Here is a 17,016-nt window from a genome sequence, read left to right as displayed (position 1 = left end):
ATCCCAATGTTTGGTAACACACTCCCACTCGCGCTATCGCATCGCTTACACCATGCTTATTAACAAAATTCGCGGAGGATGCAATGAAGAAAAAACTGACTGAAGCCGACGTAACCGCTGAATCCGTATTTATGTTACAGCGCCGTCAGGTGCTAAAAATGCTCGGTATTGGCGCGACAACGCTAAGTTTGTCGCCGATGGCGCAAGCGGATCTGCTGGATTGGTTTAAAGGTCATGACCGTCCGAAAGCGCCAGCAGGAAAACCCCTCGACTTCAGCCAGCCGGCGCAGTGGCAAGCCAAGCTTGAGTTGACACCGGAAGATAAAGTTACTGGCTACAATAACTTTTATGAATTTGGCCTGGATAAAGCCGATCCCGCCGCTAACGCCGGGGGGATGAAAACCGATCCCTGGACACTGACCATTGATGGTGAAGTGGCGAAACCATTAACCCTCGATCATGCTGCGCTGACGTCGCGCTTCCCGCTGGAAGAGCGCATTTACCGCATGCGCTGCGTCGAGGCGTGGTCAATGGTCGTGCCGTGGATTGGTTTCCCGCTGCATAAGCTGCTGGCGCTGGTCGAACCCACCAGCAACGCCAAGTATGTCGCTTTCGAAACCCGTTACGCGCCGGAGGAGATGCCGGGGCAAAAAGATCGGTTTATCGGCGGCGGGTTGAAATACCCCTATGTCGAAGCACTCCGTATAGATGAAGCAATGCATCCGTTAACGCTGCTGACGGTGGGTGTCTACGGCAAAGCGCTACCGCCGCAAAATGGCGCGCCGATTCGGCTGACCGTACCGTGGAAGTACGGTTTTAAAGGCATTAAATCGATTGTCAGCATTAAGCTCACCAGTAAACGGCCCCCCACCACGTGGAACCTCGCCGCGCCGGACGAATATGGTTTTTACGCTAACGTGAATCCACATGTGGATCACCCGCGCTGGTCGCAGGCAACGGAGCGCTTTATTGGTTCCGGCGGCGCGCTGGATGTAAAACGCCAGCCAACATTACTGTTTAACGGCTACGCTGAGGAAGTGGCTTCGCTTTATCACGGGCTGGATCTACGGGAGAATTTTTAAGTGCGTTTAACGGCAAAACAGGTTACCTGGCTTAAAGTCGCGTTACATCTTGCAGGACTACTGCCTTTTCTCTGGCTGTTCTGGGCGGCAAATCAGGGCTACTTCAGCGCCGATCCGGCGAAAGATATTCAGCATTTTACCGGCAGAATGGCGCTGAAATTCCTGCTGGCGACGCTATTGGTGACACCGCTGGCGCGCTATGCAAAACAACCTTTATTGATCCGCACGCGGCGACTGCTCGGGCTTTGGTGTTTTGCCTGGGCGACGCTTCATTTGACCAGCTATACGTTGCTGGAGCTGGGCATCAATAATCTGGCGCTGCTCGGCCAGGAGCTGACCACGCGTCCTTATTTAACGCTGGGAGCCGTAAGCTGGCTGATCTTGCTGGCGCTGGCGGCCACATCAACGCAGTGGGCGCAGCGCAAAATGGGCAAGCGCTGGCAACAATTACATAACTTCGTCTATCTGGTGGCGATCCTCGCTCCGATTCACTATCTCTGGTCCGTAAAGATTCTTTCCCCGCAACCGCTCCTGTACGCCGCTGCCGCGATCGCGCTTTTAGCATGGCGTTACAAGAAGTTCCGCCAATGGTGGCGTTAATGCAGCAATCTGTGCAGTTTCCCGCAAATCTATTATCATCCGCGTCCATATGTTAGCCGGGTGGTTAATAATCTTCCCTGATAAGACCAGTATTTAGCTGCCAAATGCTACGAAATCGTTATAATGTGCGACCTTGGTTTTCACGGCAGGGTTTTCGGACTTTAACAACGTGACAACCACGCAACGAAGGTATATTTTGTTTTTTACCGGAAAATTGCAGGAGATAGCAGCACAATGGCGGACAAATTGCGTATTTTGCTTTTGAACGGCCCCAATCTGAATATGCTGGGAACCCGTGAACCAAAAACCTATGGTTCGCTTACCCTGCAGCAGATTGTTAACCGTTTAACAAATGAAGCGGAAGCGCTAAACGTCACGCTCACGCATTTTCAGTCGAACGCCGAGTTTGCGTTGATCGACCGTATTCATCAGGCAAAAGACACTGCGGACTTCATCCTGATCAATCCGGCCGCTTTTACGCATACCAGCGTCGCGATTCGTGATGCGCTGCTGGCGGTGGATATCCCGTTTATCGAGATCCATCTGAGTAATGTCCATGCGCGCGAGCCATTCAGACATCACTCTTATCTCTCCGATATCGCTGTCGGCGTTATCTGTGGATTAGGCGCCGATGGTTATACATACGCTTTACAGACGGCGGTAAAACGCCTGTCACAAACACACTAAACAAGAGTACGGAACCCACTCATGGATATTCGTAAGATTAAAAAACTGATCGAGCTGGTTGAAGAATCAGGCATCTCCGAACTGGAAATTTCTGAAGGCGAAGAGTCTGTTCGCATCAGCCGCAGCGCGCCGAATGTCGGCTATCCGATGATGCAGCAGGCTTATGCTGCGCCGGTAGCTCAGCCTATGGCAGCCGCTGTCGCACCAGCCGCAACCGCTACGGAAGCACCTGCCGCAGCAGAAATCAGTGGCCACATCGTACGTTCCCCGATGGTTGGAACCTTCTATCGCACCCCGAGCCCGGACGCGAAAGCGTTTATCGAAATCGGCCAGAAAGTCAACGTGGGCGACACCCTGTGCATCGTTGAAGCCATGAAAATGATGAACCAGATCGAAGCGGATAAAGCAGGCGTGGTGAAAGCCATTCTGGTGGAAAGTGGCCAACCGGTTGAATTTGACGAGCCGCTGGTCGTCATCGAGTAACGAGGCGCACATGCTGGATAAAATTGTTATCGCTAACCGCGGCGAGATCGCACTGCGTATTCTTCGTGCCTGCAAAGAGCTGGGCATCAAGACTGTCGCCGTGCACTCCACTGCGGATCGCGATTTAAAACACGTACTGCTGGCGGACGAAACGGTCTGTATCGGTCCGGCACCGTCCGTGAAAAGCTATCTGAATATCCCGGCGATCATCTCTGCTGCCGAAATCACCGGCGCAGTGGCGATTCACCCGGGTTACGGCTTCCTTTCAGAGAACGCCAACTTTGCTGAGCAGGTTGAACGCTCCGGCTTTATCTTTATCGGCCCGAAAGCCGACACCATTCGCCTGATGGGCGACAAAGTGTCCGCGATTACCGCCATGAAGAAAGCCGGCGTACCGACCGTTCCGGGTTCTGACGGCCCGCTGGGCGATGATAATGACGCTAACCGCGCGCATGCCAAACGCATCGGTTATCCGGTCATTATCAAAGCCTCCGGCGGCGGCGGCGGTCGCGGTATGCGCGTTGTGCGCAAAGATGCCGACCTGGCGCAGTCCATCGCCATGACCCGTGCGGAAGCGAAAGCCGCTTTCAACAACGACATGGTGTACATGGAAAAATACCTGGAAAATCCTCGCCACGTCGAGATCCAGGTGCTGGCAGACGGCCAGGGCAATGCCATCTATCTGGCCGAGCGCGACTGCTCCATGCAGCGCCGCCACCAGAAAGTGGTCGAAGAAGCGCCGGCACCGGGCATTACCCCGGAACTGCGTCGCTATATCGGCGAACGCTGCGCCAAAGCCTGTGTCAATATCGGTTATCGCGGAGCGGGTACGTTCGAGTTCCTGTTTGAAAACGGCGAGTTCTACTTCATTGAAATGAACACCCGTATTCAGGTTGAGCACCCGGTTACTGAGATGATCACCGGTGTTGACCTGATCAAAGAACAGCTGCGCATTGCTGCCGGTCAGCCGCTCTCCATCAAGCAGGATGAAGTTGTGGTCAGAGGCCATGCGGTGGAATGCCGTATTAACGCCGAAGATCCGAACACCTTCCTGCCAAGCCCGGGTAAAATTACGCGCTTCCACGCGCCGGGTGGTTTTGGCGTTCGCTGGGAATCGCACATCTACGCTGGCTATACCGTGCCGCCGTATTACGATTCCATGATCGGCAAACTGATCTGCTACGGCGAGAGCCGCGATGTGGCGATTGCGCGCATGAAGAATGCACTGCAGGAGCTGATTATCGACGGTATCAAAACCAACGTGGAGTTGCAGACCCGCATCATGAACGACGAGAATTTCCAGCACGGTGGCACCAATATCCACTACCTGGAGAAAAAACTCGGCTTGCAGGAAAAATAATCTGCAATCATCGCAAAGGGCCGGATTTTCCGGCCTTTTTTCTTTTTCTCTCCCCTCATCTTTTCCATAGGGTACAATCCCCGCTTTCTTCATCCACAAGGGAAAAAAATGGACAACCGTTTTGTTCAAGCCCACAAAGAAGCCCGCTGGGCACTGTGGCTGACCCTTCTCTATCTTGCTGCATGGTTAGTGTGCGCTTACCTACCTGGTACGGAGCAGGGATTTACCGGGCTGCCGCGCTGGTTTGAGCTGGCCTGCCTGTTGACGCCGCTGGTCTTTGTGTTGCTGTGCTGGGCCATGGTGCGCTTTATCTTCCGTGATATTCCGCTGGAGGATAACGATGCAGAGTGAAATTATCGCCGTACTGGTTATCTACCTGATCGTAGTATTCGGTCTCTCCTTTTATGCTATGCGCCAGCGCAGCAAAGGCACGTTCCTGAGTGAATACTTCCTCGGCAGTCGTTCGATGGGCGGTTTTGTGCTGGCTATGACGCTGACGGCAACCTATGTCAGCGCCAGTTCATTTATCGGCGGACCGGGCGCAGCCTATAAATTTGGCCTCGGCTGGGTGTTGCTGGCGATGATCCAGGTGCCAACCATCTGGCTCTCTTTGGGTATCCTCGGCAAAAAGTTCGCTATCCTGGCGCGCCGTTACAATGCGATTACCCTGAACGACATGCTGATGGCGCGCTACCAGAACCGTGCGGTTGTGTGGATCGCCAGCCTTAGCCTGCTGGTTGCCTTTGTCGGCGCCATCGCCGTGCAATTTATCGGCGGCGCGCGTCTGCTGGAAACCGCCGCCGGGATCAAGTACGAATCCGGCCTGCTGATCTTTGGCATCACCATTGCGCTATACACCGCATTTGGCGGTTTTCGCGCCAGCGTACTCAACGATACGATGCAAGGGATGGTGATGTTGATTGGCACGCTGGTGCTGCTCGTCGGCGTGATCCATGCCGCTGGCGGGCTGCACAGTGCGGTAGAAACGCTGCAACAGATCGATCCACAACTGGTAAGCCCGCACGGCGCTCACGATATCCTTTCGCCTGCATTTATGACCTCATTCTGGGTGCTGGTCTGTTTTGGTGTTATTGGCTTGCCGCACACCGCCGTTCGCTGTATTTCCTATAAAGACAGCAAATCGGTTCATCGCGGCATTATTATCGGCACTATTGTCATCGCGCTGTTAATGCTGGGAATGCATCTCGCTGGCGCACTCGGCCGCGCCGTGTTACCGCATCTTTCGGTACCCGATCAGGTGATCCCGACACTGATGGTCGAGGTCTTACCGCCCTGGGCTGCCGGGTTGTTTCTTGCTGCGCCAATGGCCGCGATCATGTCGAACGTCAATGCGCATTTGTTGCAGGCTTCGGCCACAATCATCAAAGATCTGTGGTTAAGCGCCCAGCCGACTAAAATTCGTCATGAACCGCGTTTAAAACGCATCTCCACCGTGACAACCCTGGTACTCGGCGTACTGATGATGCTGGCGGCATGGCGTCCACCAGAGATGATTATCTGGTTAAACCTGCTGGCGTTTGGCGGTCTGGAAGCGGTATTCCTGTGGCCGCTGGTTTTGGGGTTGTACTGGGAGCGGGCGAATGCTGCTGGTGCATTGAGCGCCATGGTCACGGGCGGCGTACTGTATGCCGTTCTCGCCACGTTTAATATTCAGTACCTGGGCTTTCATCCGATTGTGCCCTCGTTGCTGTTAAGTTTGCTGGCCTTCGTCGTCGGGAACCGTTTTGGTCAACCGGCGCCGCAGGCTCCGACTGTTTCTGTTAATGAATAAAGAGTTACGACATGCCATGGATCCAACTGAAACTGAACACCACCGGCGCAAATGCTGAAGATCTGAGCGATGCTTTGATGGAAGCGGGTGCGGTATCCATCACGTTCCAGGATACGCACGACACGCCCGTGTTTGAACCATTGCCGGGCGAAACTCGCTTGTGGGGCGATACCGACGTTATCGGCCTGTTTGACGCCGAAACAGAGATGGCCGATGTGGTCGCCCAGCTTGCGCTGCACCCACTGCTGGGTGAAGGCTTCGCCCATAAAATCGAGCAGTTGGAAGATAAAGACTGGGAACGCGAATGGATGGATAACTTCCACCCGATGCGCTTTGGCGAGCGGCTATGGATCTGCCCAAGCTGGCGCGATGTACCGGACGAAAACGCGGTCAACGTGATGCTCGATCCGGGCCTGGCATTCGGCACCGGCACCCATCCAACGACGGCGCTGTGCCTGCAATGGCTGGACAGCCTCGATCTGAGCGGCAAGACAGTGATCGACTTTGGCTGCGGTTCGGGGATCCTGGCGATCGCGGCGCTGAAACTGGGCGCCGCAAAGGCGATCGGCATTGATATCGATCCGCAGGCGATCCAGGCAAGCCGCGACAACGCCGAACGTAACGGCGTCTCCGATCGTCTGGATCTCTATCTGCCCAATGACCAGCCAGAGGTGATGAAAGCGGATGTCGTGGTCGCTAATATCCTGGCTGGTCCTCTGCGCGAACTGGCGCCATTAATCAGCGTACTGCCCGTAGAGGGCGGCCTGCTGGGGCTTTCCGGTATCCTCGCCAGCCAGGCGGAAAGCGTCTGCGAGGCTTACGCCGATCTCTTCACGCTCGATCCGGTGGTCGAGAAAGAGGAGTGGTGCCGTATCACTGGCCAGAAGAAATAGGACTTAAGCGTGGCCTGCGGGCCACGTTTTTTATCTCCCCTCGCCTTTATCTGTCGTCAAAACATCCTTTGACAATTTTCCCATCGCAATCCGGACGCTTTTCACGCTCATCATCGCCGCTAAAGCCGATGTGTGGCGGCCTGGCCACGAAAAAACATCGGCATAAAAATGCGAGCAGGTTCGCAAAATCCGCTTTTTTCTGCTGTAAAAAACAGCAATTCTGCCGCTGATGGCCAGGTAAAAAACGATAACTCGCGCGAATTTATTAGTTACGTGAAATTTTTATCTTAATCATAACGCCATGAAATATATAATTTAATTCCAGAATCACTCTGGCGGACTGGCGATTCCTTGATCTACAACAGAGGATTGCTCAAAGTTTGGCCTTTCATCTCGTGCAAAAAATGCGTAATATACGCCGCCTTGCAGTCACAGTATGGTCATTTCTTAACTCATGCGTATCGGACATCACCAGCTCAGAAATCGCCTGATCGCAGCGCCCATGGCTGGCATTACTGACAGACCATTCCGGACGTTGTGCTACGAGATGGGAGCAGGTTTGACCGTATCCGAGATGATGTCGTCTAACCCGCAAGTGTGGGAAAGCGACAAATCCCGACTGCGGATGGTGCACATTGATGAACCCGGTATTCGCACCGTGCAAATTGCAGGGAGCGATCCGGATGAAATGGCGGAAGCCGCACGCATTAACGTGGAAAGCGGCGCCCAGATTATTGATATCAATATGGGTTGCCCGGCGAAAAAGGTGAATCGCAAGCTGGCAGGCTCGGCTCTGTTGCAGTACCCGGATCTGGTGAAGTCTATCCTGACCTCGGTAGTGAATGCAGTAGATGTGCCTGTTACGCTGAAGATTCGCACAGGCTGGGCTCCGGAACACCGTAACTGCGTAGAAATTGCCCAACTGGCTGAAGAATGTGGTATTCAGGCTCTGACCATTCATGGACGCACCCGCGCCTGTTTGTTCAACGGAGAAGCTGAGTACAACAGTATTCGGGCAGTTAAGCAGAAAGTTTCCATTCCGGTTATCGCGAATGGCGACATTACTGACCCGCTAAAAGCCAGAGCTGTGCTCGACTATACAGGGGCGGATGCCCTGATGATAGGCCGCGCAGCTCAGGGAAGACCCTGGATCTTCCGGGAAATCCAGCACTATCTGGACACTGGGGAGCTGCTGGCCCCGCTGCCTTTGGCAGAGGTTAAGCGCTTGCTTTGCGCGCATGTTCGGGAACTGCATGACTTTTATGGCCAGGCAAAAGGTTACCGAATCGCACGTAAACACGTCTCCTGGTATCTTCAGGAGCACGCTCCGAATGACCAGTTTCGGCGCACATTCAACGCCATTGAGGATGCCAGCGAACAGCTGGAGGCGTTGGAGGCATACTTCGAAAATTTTGCGTAAACAGAAATAAAGAGCTGACAGAACTATGTTCGAACAACGCGTAAATTCTGACGTACTGACCGTTTCTACCGTTAACTCTCAGGATCAGGTAACCCAAAAACCGCTCCGTGACTCGGTAAAACAGGCACTGAAGAACTATTTTGCTCAACTGAATGGTCAGGATGTTAATGACCTGTATGAGCTGGTACTGGCTGAAGTAGAACAGCCACTGTTGGACATGGTGATGCAATACACCCGTGGTAATCAGACCCGCGCGGCGCTGATGATGGGCATCAACCGCGGCACGCTGCGTAAAAAACTGAAAAAATACGGCATGAACTGATTCTGAATCAGTAAGTTGTATTGATAAAAAGGCGCTAACCGGCATGGGGAAGCGCCTTTTTTATTGCCTGAAATGACGCTAAAAACGCCGCTTTCCCTCTCTTTGCACGGTTGCGGATTCGTGTATATTTTCAGCCAATGGTTGCAAGAAAGGGAGATACGGAATGATTCGCAAATATTGGTGGCTGGTCGTTTTCGCCCTCTCAATCCTTGCGCTGGATGGCTTAATCATGCACTGGGTGGAGTACATCACCACCGAGGTCGATAAATGCCGCAATATGAATTCCGTCAACCCTCTCAAACTGGTGAATTGCGATAATCTGTAAGTGATTGCTTGTAGCGAAAATTCGCGAACTTGCTGCTATCCCCTGTATATCTCGGGGATTTAAATCATTTTGCGTCATCCTTAGTCGATGATAATGTCTCAGCCCTTTTCGCCCGTACGACCGTAGTAATACGTAACGATCTTAGTGAATGAGTTGATGACATCATGCTGGTTAGCCAATACGACTATATCCTTGTTGTTGTTTCTTTTATTGTCGCCATTCTGGCCTCTTACACCGCCCTGAATATGGCCGGACGCGTCACCTCCAGTAGCGGAACCGCGTCCTGGGTCTGGTTAAGCGGCGGCGGCGTGGCGATGGGGATCGGCATCTGGGCGATGCATTTTATTGGCATGCTGGCGATGAACATTTCGATGAGCATGCTGTATGAACCCTTTCTGACTGCCCTTTCGATGGTTATCGCCATCGGCTCATCACTGTTCGCCCTGTGGCTCGTCAGCGGCTCGCAACTTCATCTCCAGCGCCTGATACCCGGCGCCATTATTATGGGGTTGGGAATTGTCGCTATGCATTACACCGGCATGGCTGCATTACAGGTTTCGCCTGCTATCGTCTGGAATATGAACTGGGTCGCGCTGTCGGTGGTGATTGCCATGGCGGCATCCTTCGCTGCATTGTGGCTCACTTTCCGTCTGCGTCATGAAGGCGCTCAAGTAGCGCTGATGCGCTTTGGCGCGGCGATCCTGATGGGGATTGCCATTGCCGGAATGCACTATACCGGCATGATGGCGGCGCAATTTCCTCCACAGCATGCAACAGGGCACCACGGATTCAACAACAACTGGCTGGTCATTCTGGTCAGTATGATGGCGTTCTCTGTACTCGGTATTACTCTGCTGGTCTCAATGTTCGATGCCCGTTTACAGGTGCGGACTTCCCTGCTGGCGGCTTCACTGGCGGCGGCTAACCGCGAGCTGGCGCGTCTGGCTCTGCATGATACGCTGACCCGTCTGCCAAACCGCGTATTGCTGGAAGACCGCCTTGAACAAGCGATCAATAAAGCCAGGCGCGAAGGATCTTTCTTTGCGCTGATGTTTATGGATCTGGATGGTTTCAAAACCGTAAATGATGCCTGGGGCCATGATGTTGGCGATAAGCTTCTGGTGGCGGTTACCGATCGTCTGAGACAACCGCTGAAAGGGCAATATACGCTGGCGCGTATCGGCGGCGATGAGTTTGTTCTGCTGGCGGAAGTCAATGCCCCGGATGAAGCAGCAACGCTTGCCAATGCGCTGGTCCGTGCAATCGACAAACCCTTCAACATCGATCCTTACGATGTGATCGTCACGCTGAGTGTCGGGATTGCCCTCTATCCTCACGATGGTAAAAACGAGCGCGAGCTGATGTTTAACGCCGATGCGGCGATGTATCACACCAAACATATGGGGCGTAACGGCTATCACTTCTTCCAGCCTTCAATGAATACGCTGGCGCAAACCCAACTGCAACTGCTCAATGATTTGTGGTTAGCGCTGGAACGCCAGGAGTTTCGCCTGGTTTACCAGCCGAAATTTAAAGCACCGTCCGGGCCGGTCATTGGTTTTGAAGCCCTATTGCGCTGGCATCATCCTTTTCAGGGGGTTCTGTCGCCGGAGGTGTTTCTTCCGCTGGCGGAGAAAACCGGCCTGATTATTCCGCTAGGTAACTGGGTGGTGGATGAAGCCTGTCGGCAGCTTAGCGAATGGCGCAAACAGGGCCATCTGGAGTGGTCGATTGCCGTTAATCTTTCCACCATGCAATTCGAGCAAAATGGGCTGGTGCAGACCATTTTGGACGCACTGAAAAAGCATGATGTTCCGCCAGAAAAGCTGATTCTTGAGGTGACAGAAACCACCGCTATGAGCAATCCTGATGAGAGCGTGCGTGTATTAACCGAGTTAACGAATGCGGGCGTGCAGGCATCGATTGATGATTTCGGCACCGGTTACTCCAGCCTGCTTTATTTGAAGCGTCTACCGGCTTGCGAGTTAAAAATCGATCGCGCCTTTGTTCGGGAACTATGTAAAGAAGGCGAAGATGCCACGATTGTTTCGGCGATCGTCGCGCTGGCCAAAACGCTGAACCTGAAAGTTGTGGCGGAAGGGGTGGAAACGGAAGAACAACAGGCTTTTCTCACTGAACTGGGCTGCAACACGCTGCAAGGTTATTTATTAGGGAAACCAGTAAGTGCGGAATCCATTACCGCTTATGGTAATAAACTTAGCCCGACGGACACCTTTTCCTGAAAATAATTAAGCAGTTAAATCCAGGCGCTTAACGGCGCTTTTATTTTACCTGACCGATAAACTGAATTATTATTCGTATCCAGTTAATTTCACAATGCCGCGCCGGTTGGCCATTAATCAATACGTTGTAGTTGAACAGGCGCTATTTTTATTCTTTGCTTCATCTTTTCTGCATTTTCTATTCTGAGCGCACTTTTCCCTCCATGATGTTTACACTGCACATACTTTGAGATTATTGCACCAGGGAATCGCCGTTACCGGATGGTAAAATAATCAATATCGACTCAGTAGAGATATCACGGGTATTGATATCGGGAGTTGTGTTTATTCGAGGTAACATTATGAAAAATTTCATCGCTGTAGCATCACTGACAACACTGCTTGCCGGTTGTGCTCATGATTCTCCTTGCGTGCCGGTGTATGACGATCAGGGTCGCCTGGTACATACCAATACCTGCATGAAAGGGACAACTCAGGATAACTGGGAAACTGCCGGAGCGATTGCGGGCGGCGCAGCGGCGCTGGCTGGTCTGACGCTCGGCATCGTGGCATTGACCCGATAAATTAGCAAAAGCGCGGCTTACCGCGCTTTTGCTTTATTGTGGTGCACTCTTTTTCCCGCCAGTAAATGTCCAGCATTTCATATCTGTCGTTATTCAAAAATAAATGATTAACCGCCGCGTATTAATATCCTGTTTTTCTATCTCTCCCCTTTCTTCGTGAGCTGATTCACAAACGCAGCCATTCACTATATTGCTTATATTCACCTGCGAAACTTGTCTGTTAATAAAAAGTAATTTCTGTGATTTTTTTGCTCCATTTTGTGGCGCAGGTTGTAGTTTTGCACCACGACGGGGCGCTGGTTTTATTTTTTCCTGTCTACACTCTCAATATTGCGTATACGCCCCTTTCAAACACGTCATTCGCAATATTGGCATTCCCTTTGCTTAAGAGAGAATGGCCATAGCCACAGACAGGTTTCAGGCGTTTCCCGGACGCCTTTATATAACGATAAATTTTTCGCCACACAGGATACATTATGAAAAAGATGATGATCGCCAGCCTGGTCGCTGCCGGTGCGCTGTTTGCTCTTGCAAATCAGGCGCATGCGGGCACAACGCTGGATGCCGTTAAAAAGAAAGGTTTTGTACAATGCGGTATCAGCGACGGCCTGCCTGGCTTCTCCTACGCGGACGCGAGCGGTAAATTCACCGGTATCGACGTAGACGTTTGCCGTGGCGTCGCCGCCGCCGTTTTCGGTGACGACAGCAAAGTGAAATATACCCCGCTGACCGCGAAAGAGCGTTTTACCGCTTTGCAGTCCGGCGAAGTGGATATTCTTTCCCGTAATACCACCTGGACTTCTTCCCGCGACGGCGGCATGGGGCTGTCATTTACTGGCGTAACTTATTACGACGGTATCGGCTTCCTGACCCATAACAAAGCGGGTCTGAAAAGTGCTAAAGAGCTGGATGGCGCAACCGTTTGTATTCAGGCCGGTACCGATACCGAGCTGAACGTGGCGGATTACTTCAAGTCCAACAACATGAAATATACCCCGGTAACCTTCGATCGTTCTGACGAATCGGCAAAAGCGCTGGAGTCAGGCCGTTGCGATACGCTGGCTTCCGACCAGTCTCAGTTGTACGCGCTGCGTATCAAACTGAGCAACCCGACTGAGTGGATCGTCCTGCCGGAAGTGATTTCTAAAGAGCCGCTGGGTCCGGTTGTTCGCCGTGGCGACGACGACTGGTTTGCCATCGTGCGCTGGACGCTGTTCGCGATGCTGAACGCCGAAGAGATGGGCGTTAACTCGAAGAACGTTGATCAGAAAGCCGCAAACCCGGCGACACCGGATATGGCTCACCTGCTCGGCAAAGAAGGCGACTTTGGTAAAGATCTGAAGCTTGATAATAAATGGGCTTACAACATCATCAAGAAAGTCGGTAACTATTCCGAAATCTTTGAACGTAACGTAGGTTCTGAAAGCCCGCTGAAAATCAAACGTGGCCAGAACAACCTCTGGAATAACGGCGGTATCCAGTACGCTCCGCCAGTGCGTTAATTCGCAAGTGCTGTAACGGGCACCACCTCGCGTGGTGCCCAGCCCAGAGTCATGGTTACTGAGGTTTTTGCTATGTCCCATCGCCGCCCAACCGTGAAAGGCTCCTTCTCCCTTTCTAACCCTGCGGTTCGTGCCTGGCTGTTTCAAATCCTTGCGATTGTCGCCGTGGTCGTTATCGCAATCTATTTGGTACACAACACGGTTACTAACCTGAACAATCGCGGGATCACCTCCGGCTTTGCGTTCCTCGATCGCGCCGCTGGTTTCGGAATTGTTCAACACTTGATTGATTATGAGCAGGGCGACACCTATGGCCGAGTGTTCCTTGTCGGTTTACTTAACACCCTGCTGGTCTCGGCATTGTGTATTGTATTCGCCTCTTTCCTCGGCTTCTTCCTTGGTCTGGCGCGCCTGTCGGAAAACTGGTTACTGCGAAAACTGTCGACGATTTATATCGAAACCTTTCGCAATATCCCGCCGCTGCTGCAAATCTTTTTTTGGTACTTTGCCGTACTGCGTAACTTGCCCGGCCCACGCCAGGCGGTTAATGCAATGGATTTGCTGTTTTTAAGCAACCGTGGCCTCTATATTCCTTCGCCACAAATTGGCGAAGGTCTGCTGGCCTTTGCTGCCGCTGTTATCGTGGCAGTGATCATTTCTGTCGGTCTGTTTCGTTTTAATAAAGCCCATCAGATCAAGACCGGTCAGTTGCGTCGTACCTGGCCGGCTGCGCTGGGGTTGATTATTGCGCTACCGCTGCTGACGCACTGGGTTTTCGGCGCAGCATTGCACTGGGAGATTCCGCAACTGCGCGGTTTTAACTTCCAGGGCGGAATGGTGCTGATCCCGGAACTTGCCGCGCTGACGCTTGCGTTATCGGTTTATACCTCAGCGTTTATCGCTGAGATTATCCGTTCAGGCATTCAGTCCGTTCCTCATGGTCAGCATGAGGCCGCGCGTTCTTTGGGGCTGCCGAATCCGGTGACGCTGCGCCAGGTCATCATCCCTCAGGCATTACGCGTCATTATTCCGCCACTGACCAGCCAGTACCTGAACATTGCGAAAAACTCCTCTCTGGCGGCCGCTATCGGCTATCCGGATATGGTGTCACTCTTCGCGGGAACAGTGCTGAATCAGACCGGTCAGGCCATTGAAACCATCGCTATCACTATGTCTGTTTATCTGCTTATCAGTCTGTCGATCTCACTACTGATGAACATTTATAACCGTCGCATTGCACTGATTGAGCGCTAAGGAATTACGATGACAAAAGCTATTCTGTCTCCCTCTGCGCGCCAGACACCTGCAAGAAGCAATGGCGCGGTGTTGTGGGTACGAAAAAATCTGTTCTCCAGTTGGTCTAACTCACTGCTAACGATCGTTTGCCTGTGGCTGATGTGGGAACTGATCCCACCGCTGCTGGAGTGGGCGTTTTTTCAGGCGAACTGGGTGGGCTCAACCCGGGCGGACTGTACAAAAGCGGGTGCCTGTTGGGTATTTATTCATGAGCGTTTTGGCCAGTTTATGTATGGCCTTTACCCGCATGAACAGCGCTGGCGTATTAATCTGGCGCTGATTATCGGCCTGCTCTCGATTGTGCCGATGTTCTGGAAAGCTTTACCAAGTCGTGGCCGCTACATTGCCTGCTGGGCTGTTATCTACCCGATCGTTGTCTGGTGGTTAATGTTTGGCGGCTTTCTGGGACTGGATCGCGTTGAAACCCGCCAGTGGGGCGGTCTGACGTTGACGCTGATTATCGCTTCTGTCGGTATTGCCGGTGCGCTGCCGCTGGGCATTTTACTGGCGCTGGGGCGTCGTTCAAAAATGCCAGTCGTGCGTATTTTGTCAGTAGTGTTTATTGAGTTCTGGCGCGGTGTGCCGCTGATCACCGTTCTGTTTATGTCCTCGGTCATGCTACCGCTGTTTATGTCGGAAGGAACCAGCATTGATAAGCTGATCCGCGCGCTGGTCGGCGTGATCCTGTTCCAGTCTGCTTATGTGGCGGAAGTGGTGCGCGGCGGTTTGCAGGCGCTACCGAAAGGCCAGTACGAAGCCGCGGAATCTCTGGCGCTGGGCTACTGGAAAACGCAGGGGCTGGTGATTCTGCCGCAGGCGCTGAAGCTGGTGATCCCGGGCCTGGTGAACACCATTATTGCGCTGTTTAAAGATACCAGCCTGGTGATCATCATCGGCCTGTTCGATCTTTTCAGCAGCGTGCAGCAGGCTACAGTCGATCCGGCCTGGCTCGGTATGTCGACTGAGGGCTATGTTTTCGCCGCATTAGTTTATTGGGTTTTCTGTTTTAGCATGTCGCGCTACAGCCAGCATCTGGAAAAGCGCTTTAACACCGGGCGTACACCGCACTGAGGAACACCATGAGTAATATGATTATGCAACCTGCCGACGCGATGATTACGCTCGATAATGTGAACAAGTGGTACGGGCAGTTCCATGTCCTGAAAGACATCAATCTGAACGTTAAGCAGGGTGAACGTATTGTACTCTGCGGCCCTTCCGGTTCAGGGAAATCAACGACTATCCGTTGTATCAACCATCTGGAAGAGCATCAGCAGGGCCGTATCGTTGTTGATGGTATCGAACTGAACGAAGATATCCGCAATATTGAAAAGGTTCGCCAGGAAGTGGGCATGGTTTTCCAGCACTTCAATCTGTTTCCGCATCTCACCGTGTTACAGAACTGTACGCTGGCACCAATTTGGGTGCGCAAAATGCCGAAGAAGGAAGCTGAAGCGCTGGCAATGCACTATCTTGAGCGCGTGCGTATTGCCGAGCATGCGCACAAATTCCCCGGACAGATTTCGGGTGGTCAGCAGCAGCGTGTGGCGATTGCCCGCTCGCTCTGCATGAAGCCAAAGATCATGCTATTTGATGAACCCACGTCAGCGCTGGATCCGGAAATGGTGAAAGAAGTGCTGGATACGATGATTGGCCTGGCGCAATCTGGTATGACGATGCTGTGCGTAACCCATGAAATGGGCTTTGCCCGCACCGTCGCTGATCGTGTGATCTTTATGGATCGCGGTGAGATTGTTGAGCAGGCGCCACCTGAAGAGTTCTTTGCGAACCCGAAATCAGAACGTACCCGCGCTTTCCTGTCGCAAGTTATCCACTGATCGTTATCGCCGTATTTCAGGGCCACCTACGGGTGGCCTTTTTTATCGCTCGCGTTCTAATGTTATGGTGTTTTACGAGAGGTCGAGCGCAACGTTCAACATCTCCCCGACGATTTATCCTCATCAGGAGATGATGTTTATGGGTAAACAGCAGATAAAACAAAAGGCCCCGTCTTTCGACAGGGCCTTTTGTTTTGTTTGATGCCTGGCAGTTCCCTACTCTCGCATGGGGAGACCCCACACTACCATCGGCGCTACGGCGTTTCACTTCTGAGTTCGGCATGGGGTCAGGTGGGACCACCGCGCTACTGCCGCCAGGCAAATTCTTTCTAAGTGCCGAACTTTAACCGCTATAACTGGTGCTGATACCCAGAGTCGAACTGGGGACCTCACCCTTACCAAGGGTGCGCTCTACCAACTGAGCCATATCAGCACGCTAAATTTGATGCCTGGCAGTTCCCTACTCTCGCATGGGGAGACCCCACACTACCATCGGCGCTACGGCGTTTCACTTCTGAGTTCGGCATGGGGTCAGGTGGGACCACCGCGCTAGTGCCGCCAGGCAAATTCTGTTCACCGCCATGCCCCAGGGGCACACCGGTTTAATCTG

At 52.8% G+C, this 17,016-nt stretch carries 17 protein-coding genes, 1 tRNA gene and 2 rRNA genes; 17 read left to right on the top strand and 3 right to left on the bottom strand.

From position 1 onward, the window contains the following. The first annotated feature begins 83 nt into the window (after positions 1-83). The 17 genes from msrP to Y71_RS02310 all read left to right on the top strand — a co-directional run bounded on the left by msrP (position 84) and on the right by Y71_RS02310 (position 16,406). Positions 84-1,082, top strand: a complete 999-nt coding sequence (gene msrP / locus Y71_RS02390; RefSeq protein ID WP_007369861.1) for a protein-methionine-sulfoxide reductase catalytic subunit MsrP — start codon at positions 84-86, stop codon at positions 1,080-1,082. Further along, complete coding sequence (msrQ, locus tag Y71_RS02385) at positions 1,083-1,682, top strand: protein-methionine-sulfoxide reductase heme-binding subunit MsrQ (RefSeq protein WP_007369860.1); 600 nt, start codon at positions 1,083-1,085, stop codon at positions 1,680-1,682. A 234-nt stretch (positions 1,683-1,916) separates the two neighbouring features. After that, complete coding sequence (gene aroQ, locus Y71_RS02380) at positions 1,917-2,369, top strand: type II 3-dehydroquinate dehydratase (protein WP_007369859.1); 453 nt, start codon at positions 1,917-1,919, stop codon at positions 2,367-2,369. Between the two features lie 21 nt (positions 2,370-2,390). Beyond that, entirely contained in the window at positions 2,391-2,852 is a 462-nt protein-coding gene (gene accB / locus Y71_RS02375) for an acetyl-CoA carboxylase biotin carboxyl carrier protein (protein ID WP_007369858.1), read from the top strand. 10 nt (positions 2,853-2,862) lie between these two features. Then, positions 2,863-4,212 (top strand): acetyl-CoA carboxylase biotin carboxylase subunit, encoded by a 1,350-nt coding sequence (gene accC, locus Y71_RS02370; RefSeq protein ID WP_007369857.1) that lies wholly within the window; start codon positions 2,863-2,865, stop codon positions 4,210-4,212. 108 nt (positions 4,213-4,320) lie between these two features. Continuing rightward, positions 4,321-4,563 carry a YhdT family protein gene (locus Y71_RS02365; RefSeq protein WP_007369856.1) on the top strand — a complete coding sequence of 81 codons (243 nt, stop codon included), beginning with the start codon at positions 4,321-4,323 and terminating at the stop codon, positions 4,561-4,563. Beyond that, positions 4,553-6,004, top strand: a complete 1,452-nt coding sequence (gene panF / locus Y71_RS02360; RefSeq protein WP_007369855.1) for a sodium/pantothenate symporter — start codon at positions 4,553-4,555, stop codon at positions 6,002-6,004. The genes Y71_RS02365 and panF overlap by 11 nt, the downstream gene beginning before the upstream one ends. An 11-nt stretch (positions 6,005-6,015) precedes the next feature. Continuing rightward, on the top strand, positions 6,016-6,897 hold the full coding sequence (gene prmA, locus Y71_RS02355) for a 50S ribosomal protein L11 methyltransferase (protein WP_007369854.1): 882 nt from the start codon (positions 6,016-6,018) through the stop codon (positions 6,895-6,897). A 454-nt stretch (positions 6,898-7,351) separates the two neighbouring features. After that, positions 7,352-8,317 carry a tRNA dihydrouridine synthase DusB gene (gene dusB / locus Y71_RS02350; RefSeq protein WP_035888013.1) on the top strand — a complete coding sequence of 322 codons (966 nt, stop codon included), beginning with the start codon at positions 7,352-7,354 and terminating at the stop codon, positions 8,315-8,317. Between the two features lie 25 nt (positions 8,318-8,342). Beyond that, complete coding sequence (fis, locus tag Y71_RS02345; protein ID WP_000462905.1) at positions 8,343-8,639, top strand: DNA-binding transcriptional regulator Fis; 297 nt, start codon at positions 8,343-8,345, stop codon at positions 8,637-8,639. Positions 8,640-8,802: 163 nt separating this feature from the next. Continuing rightward, complete coding sequence (locus Y71_RS02340) at positions 8,803-8,964, top strand: DUF2556 family protein (protein WP_007369851.1); 162 nt, start codon at positions 8,803-8,805, stop codon at positions 8,962-8,964. 164 nt (positions 8,965-9,128) lie between these two features. Further along, positions 9,129-11,207: a putative bifunctional diguanylate cyclase/phosphodiesterase gene (locus tag Y71_RS02335; RefSeq protein WP_007369850.1), complete on the top strand. Its 2,079-nt coding sequence runs from the start codon at positions 9,129-9,131 to the stop codon at positions 11,205-11,207. 341 nt (positions 11,208-11,548) lie between these two features. Continuing rightward, positions 11,549-11,770, top strand: coding sequence for a putative periplasmic lipoprotein (locus Y71_RS02330; RefSeq protein WP_007369849.1), 222 nt, complete (start codon positions 11,549-11,551; stop codon positions 11,768-11,770). Positions 11,771-12,246: 476 nt separating this feature from the next. Next, entirely contained in the window at positions 12,247-13,272 is a 1,026-nt protein-coding gene (locus Y71_RS02325) for an amino acid ABC transporter substrate-binding protein (protein ID WP_007369848.1), read from the top strand. A gap of 72 nt (positions 13,273-13,344) precedes the next feature. After that, the gene (locus Y71_RS02320) at positions 13,345-14,526 is read left to right on the top strand and encodes an amino acid ABC transporter permease (protein ID WP_007369847.1); all 1,182 of its coding nucleotides are present in this window, start codon (positions 13,345-13,347) and stop codon (positions 14,524-14,526) included. Between the two features lie 9 nt (positions 14,527-14,535). Continuing rightward, entirely contained in the window at positions 14,536-15,639 is a 1,104-nt protein-coding gene (locus Y71_RS02315; protein WP_007369846.1) for an amino acid ABC transporter permease, read from the top strand. 8 nt (positions 15,640-15,647) lie between these two features. Continuing rightward, positions 15,648-16,406, top strand: a complete 759-nt coding sequence (locus Y71_RS02310; RefSeq protein WP_007369845.1) for an amino acid ABC transporter ATP-binding protein — start codon at positions 15,648-15,650, stop codon at positions 16,404-16,406. 203 nt (positions 16,407-16,609) lie between these two features. Here Y71_RS02310 and rrf (Y71_RS02305) read toward each other — a convergent pair. From rrf (Y71_RS02305) to rrf (Y71_RS02295), 3 genes are all read right to left on the bottom strand, one after another. Next, positions 16,610-16,725 (bottom strand): 5S ribosomal RNA (gene rrf / locus Y71_RS02305). 38 nt (positions 16,726-16,763) lie between these two features. Then, a tRNA-Thr gene (locus Y71_RS02300) sits at positions 16,764-16,839 on the bottom strand. Between the two features lie 14 nt (positions 16,840-16,853). Then, a 5S ribosomal RNA gene (gene rrf, locus Y71_RS02295) occupies positions 16,854-16,969 on the bottom strand. Positions 16,970-17,016: the final 47 nt, after the last annotated feature.

This window comes from Kosakonia radicincitans DSM 16656 (assembly GCF_000280495.2).
In the GTDB taxonomy this organism is placed as follows: Bacteria; Pseudomonadota; Gammaproteobacteria; order Enterobacterales; family Enterobacteriaceae; genus Kosakonia; species Kosakonia radicincitans.
Note: the sequence above shows the minus strand (reverse complement) of the source record. Positions and strands in the feature narration are given on the sequence as shown.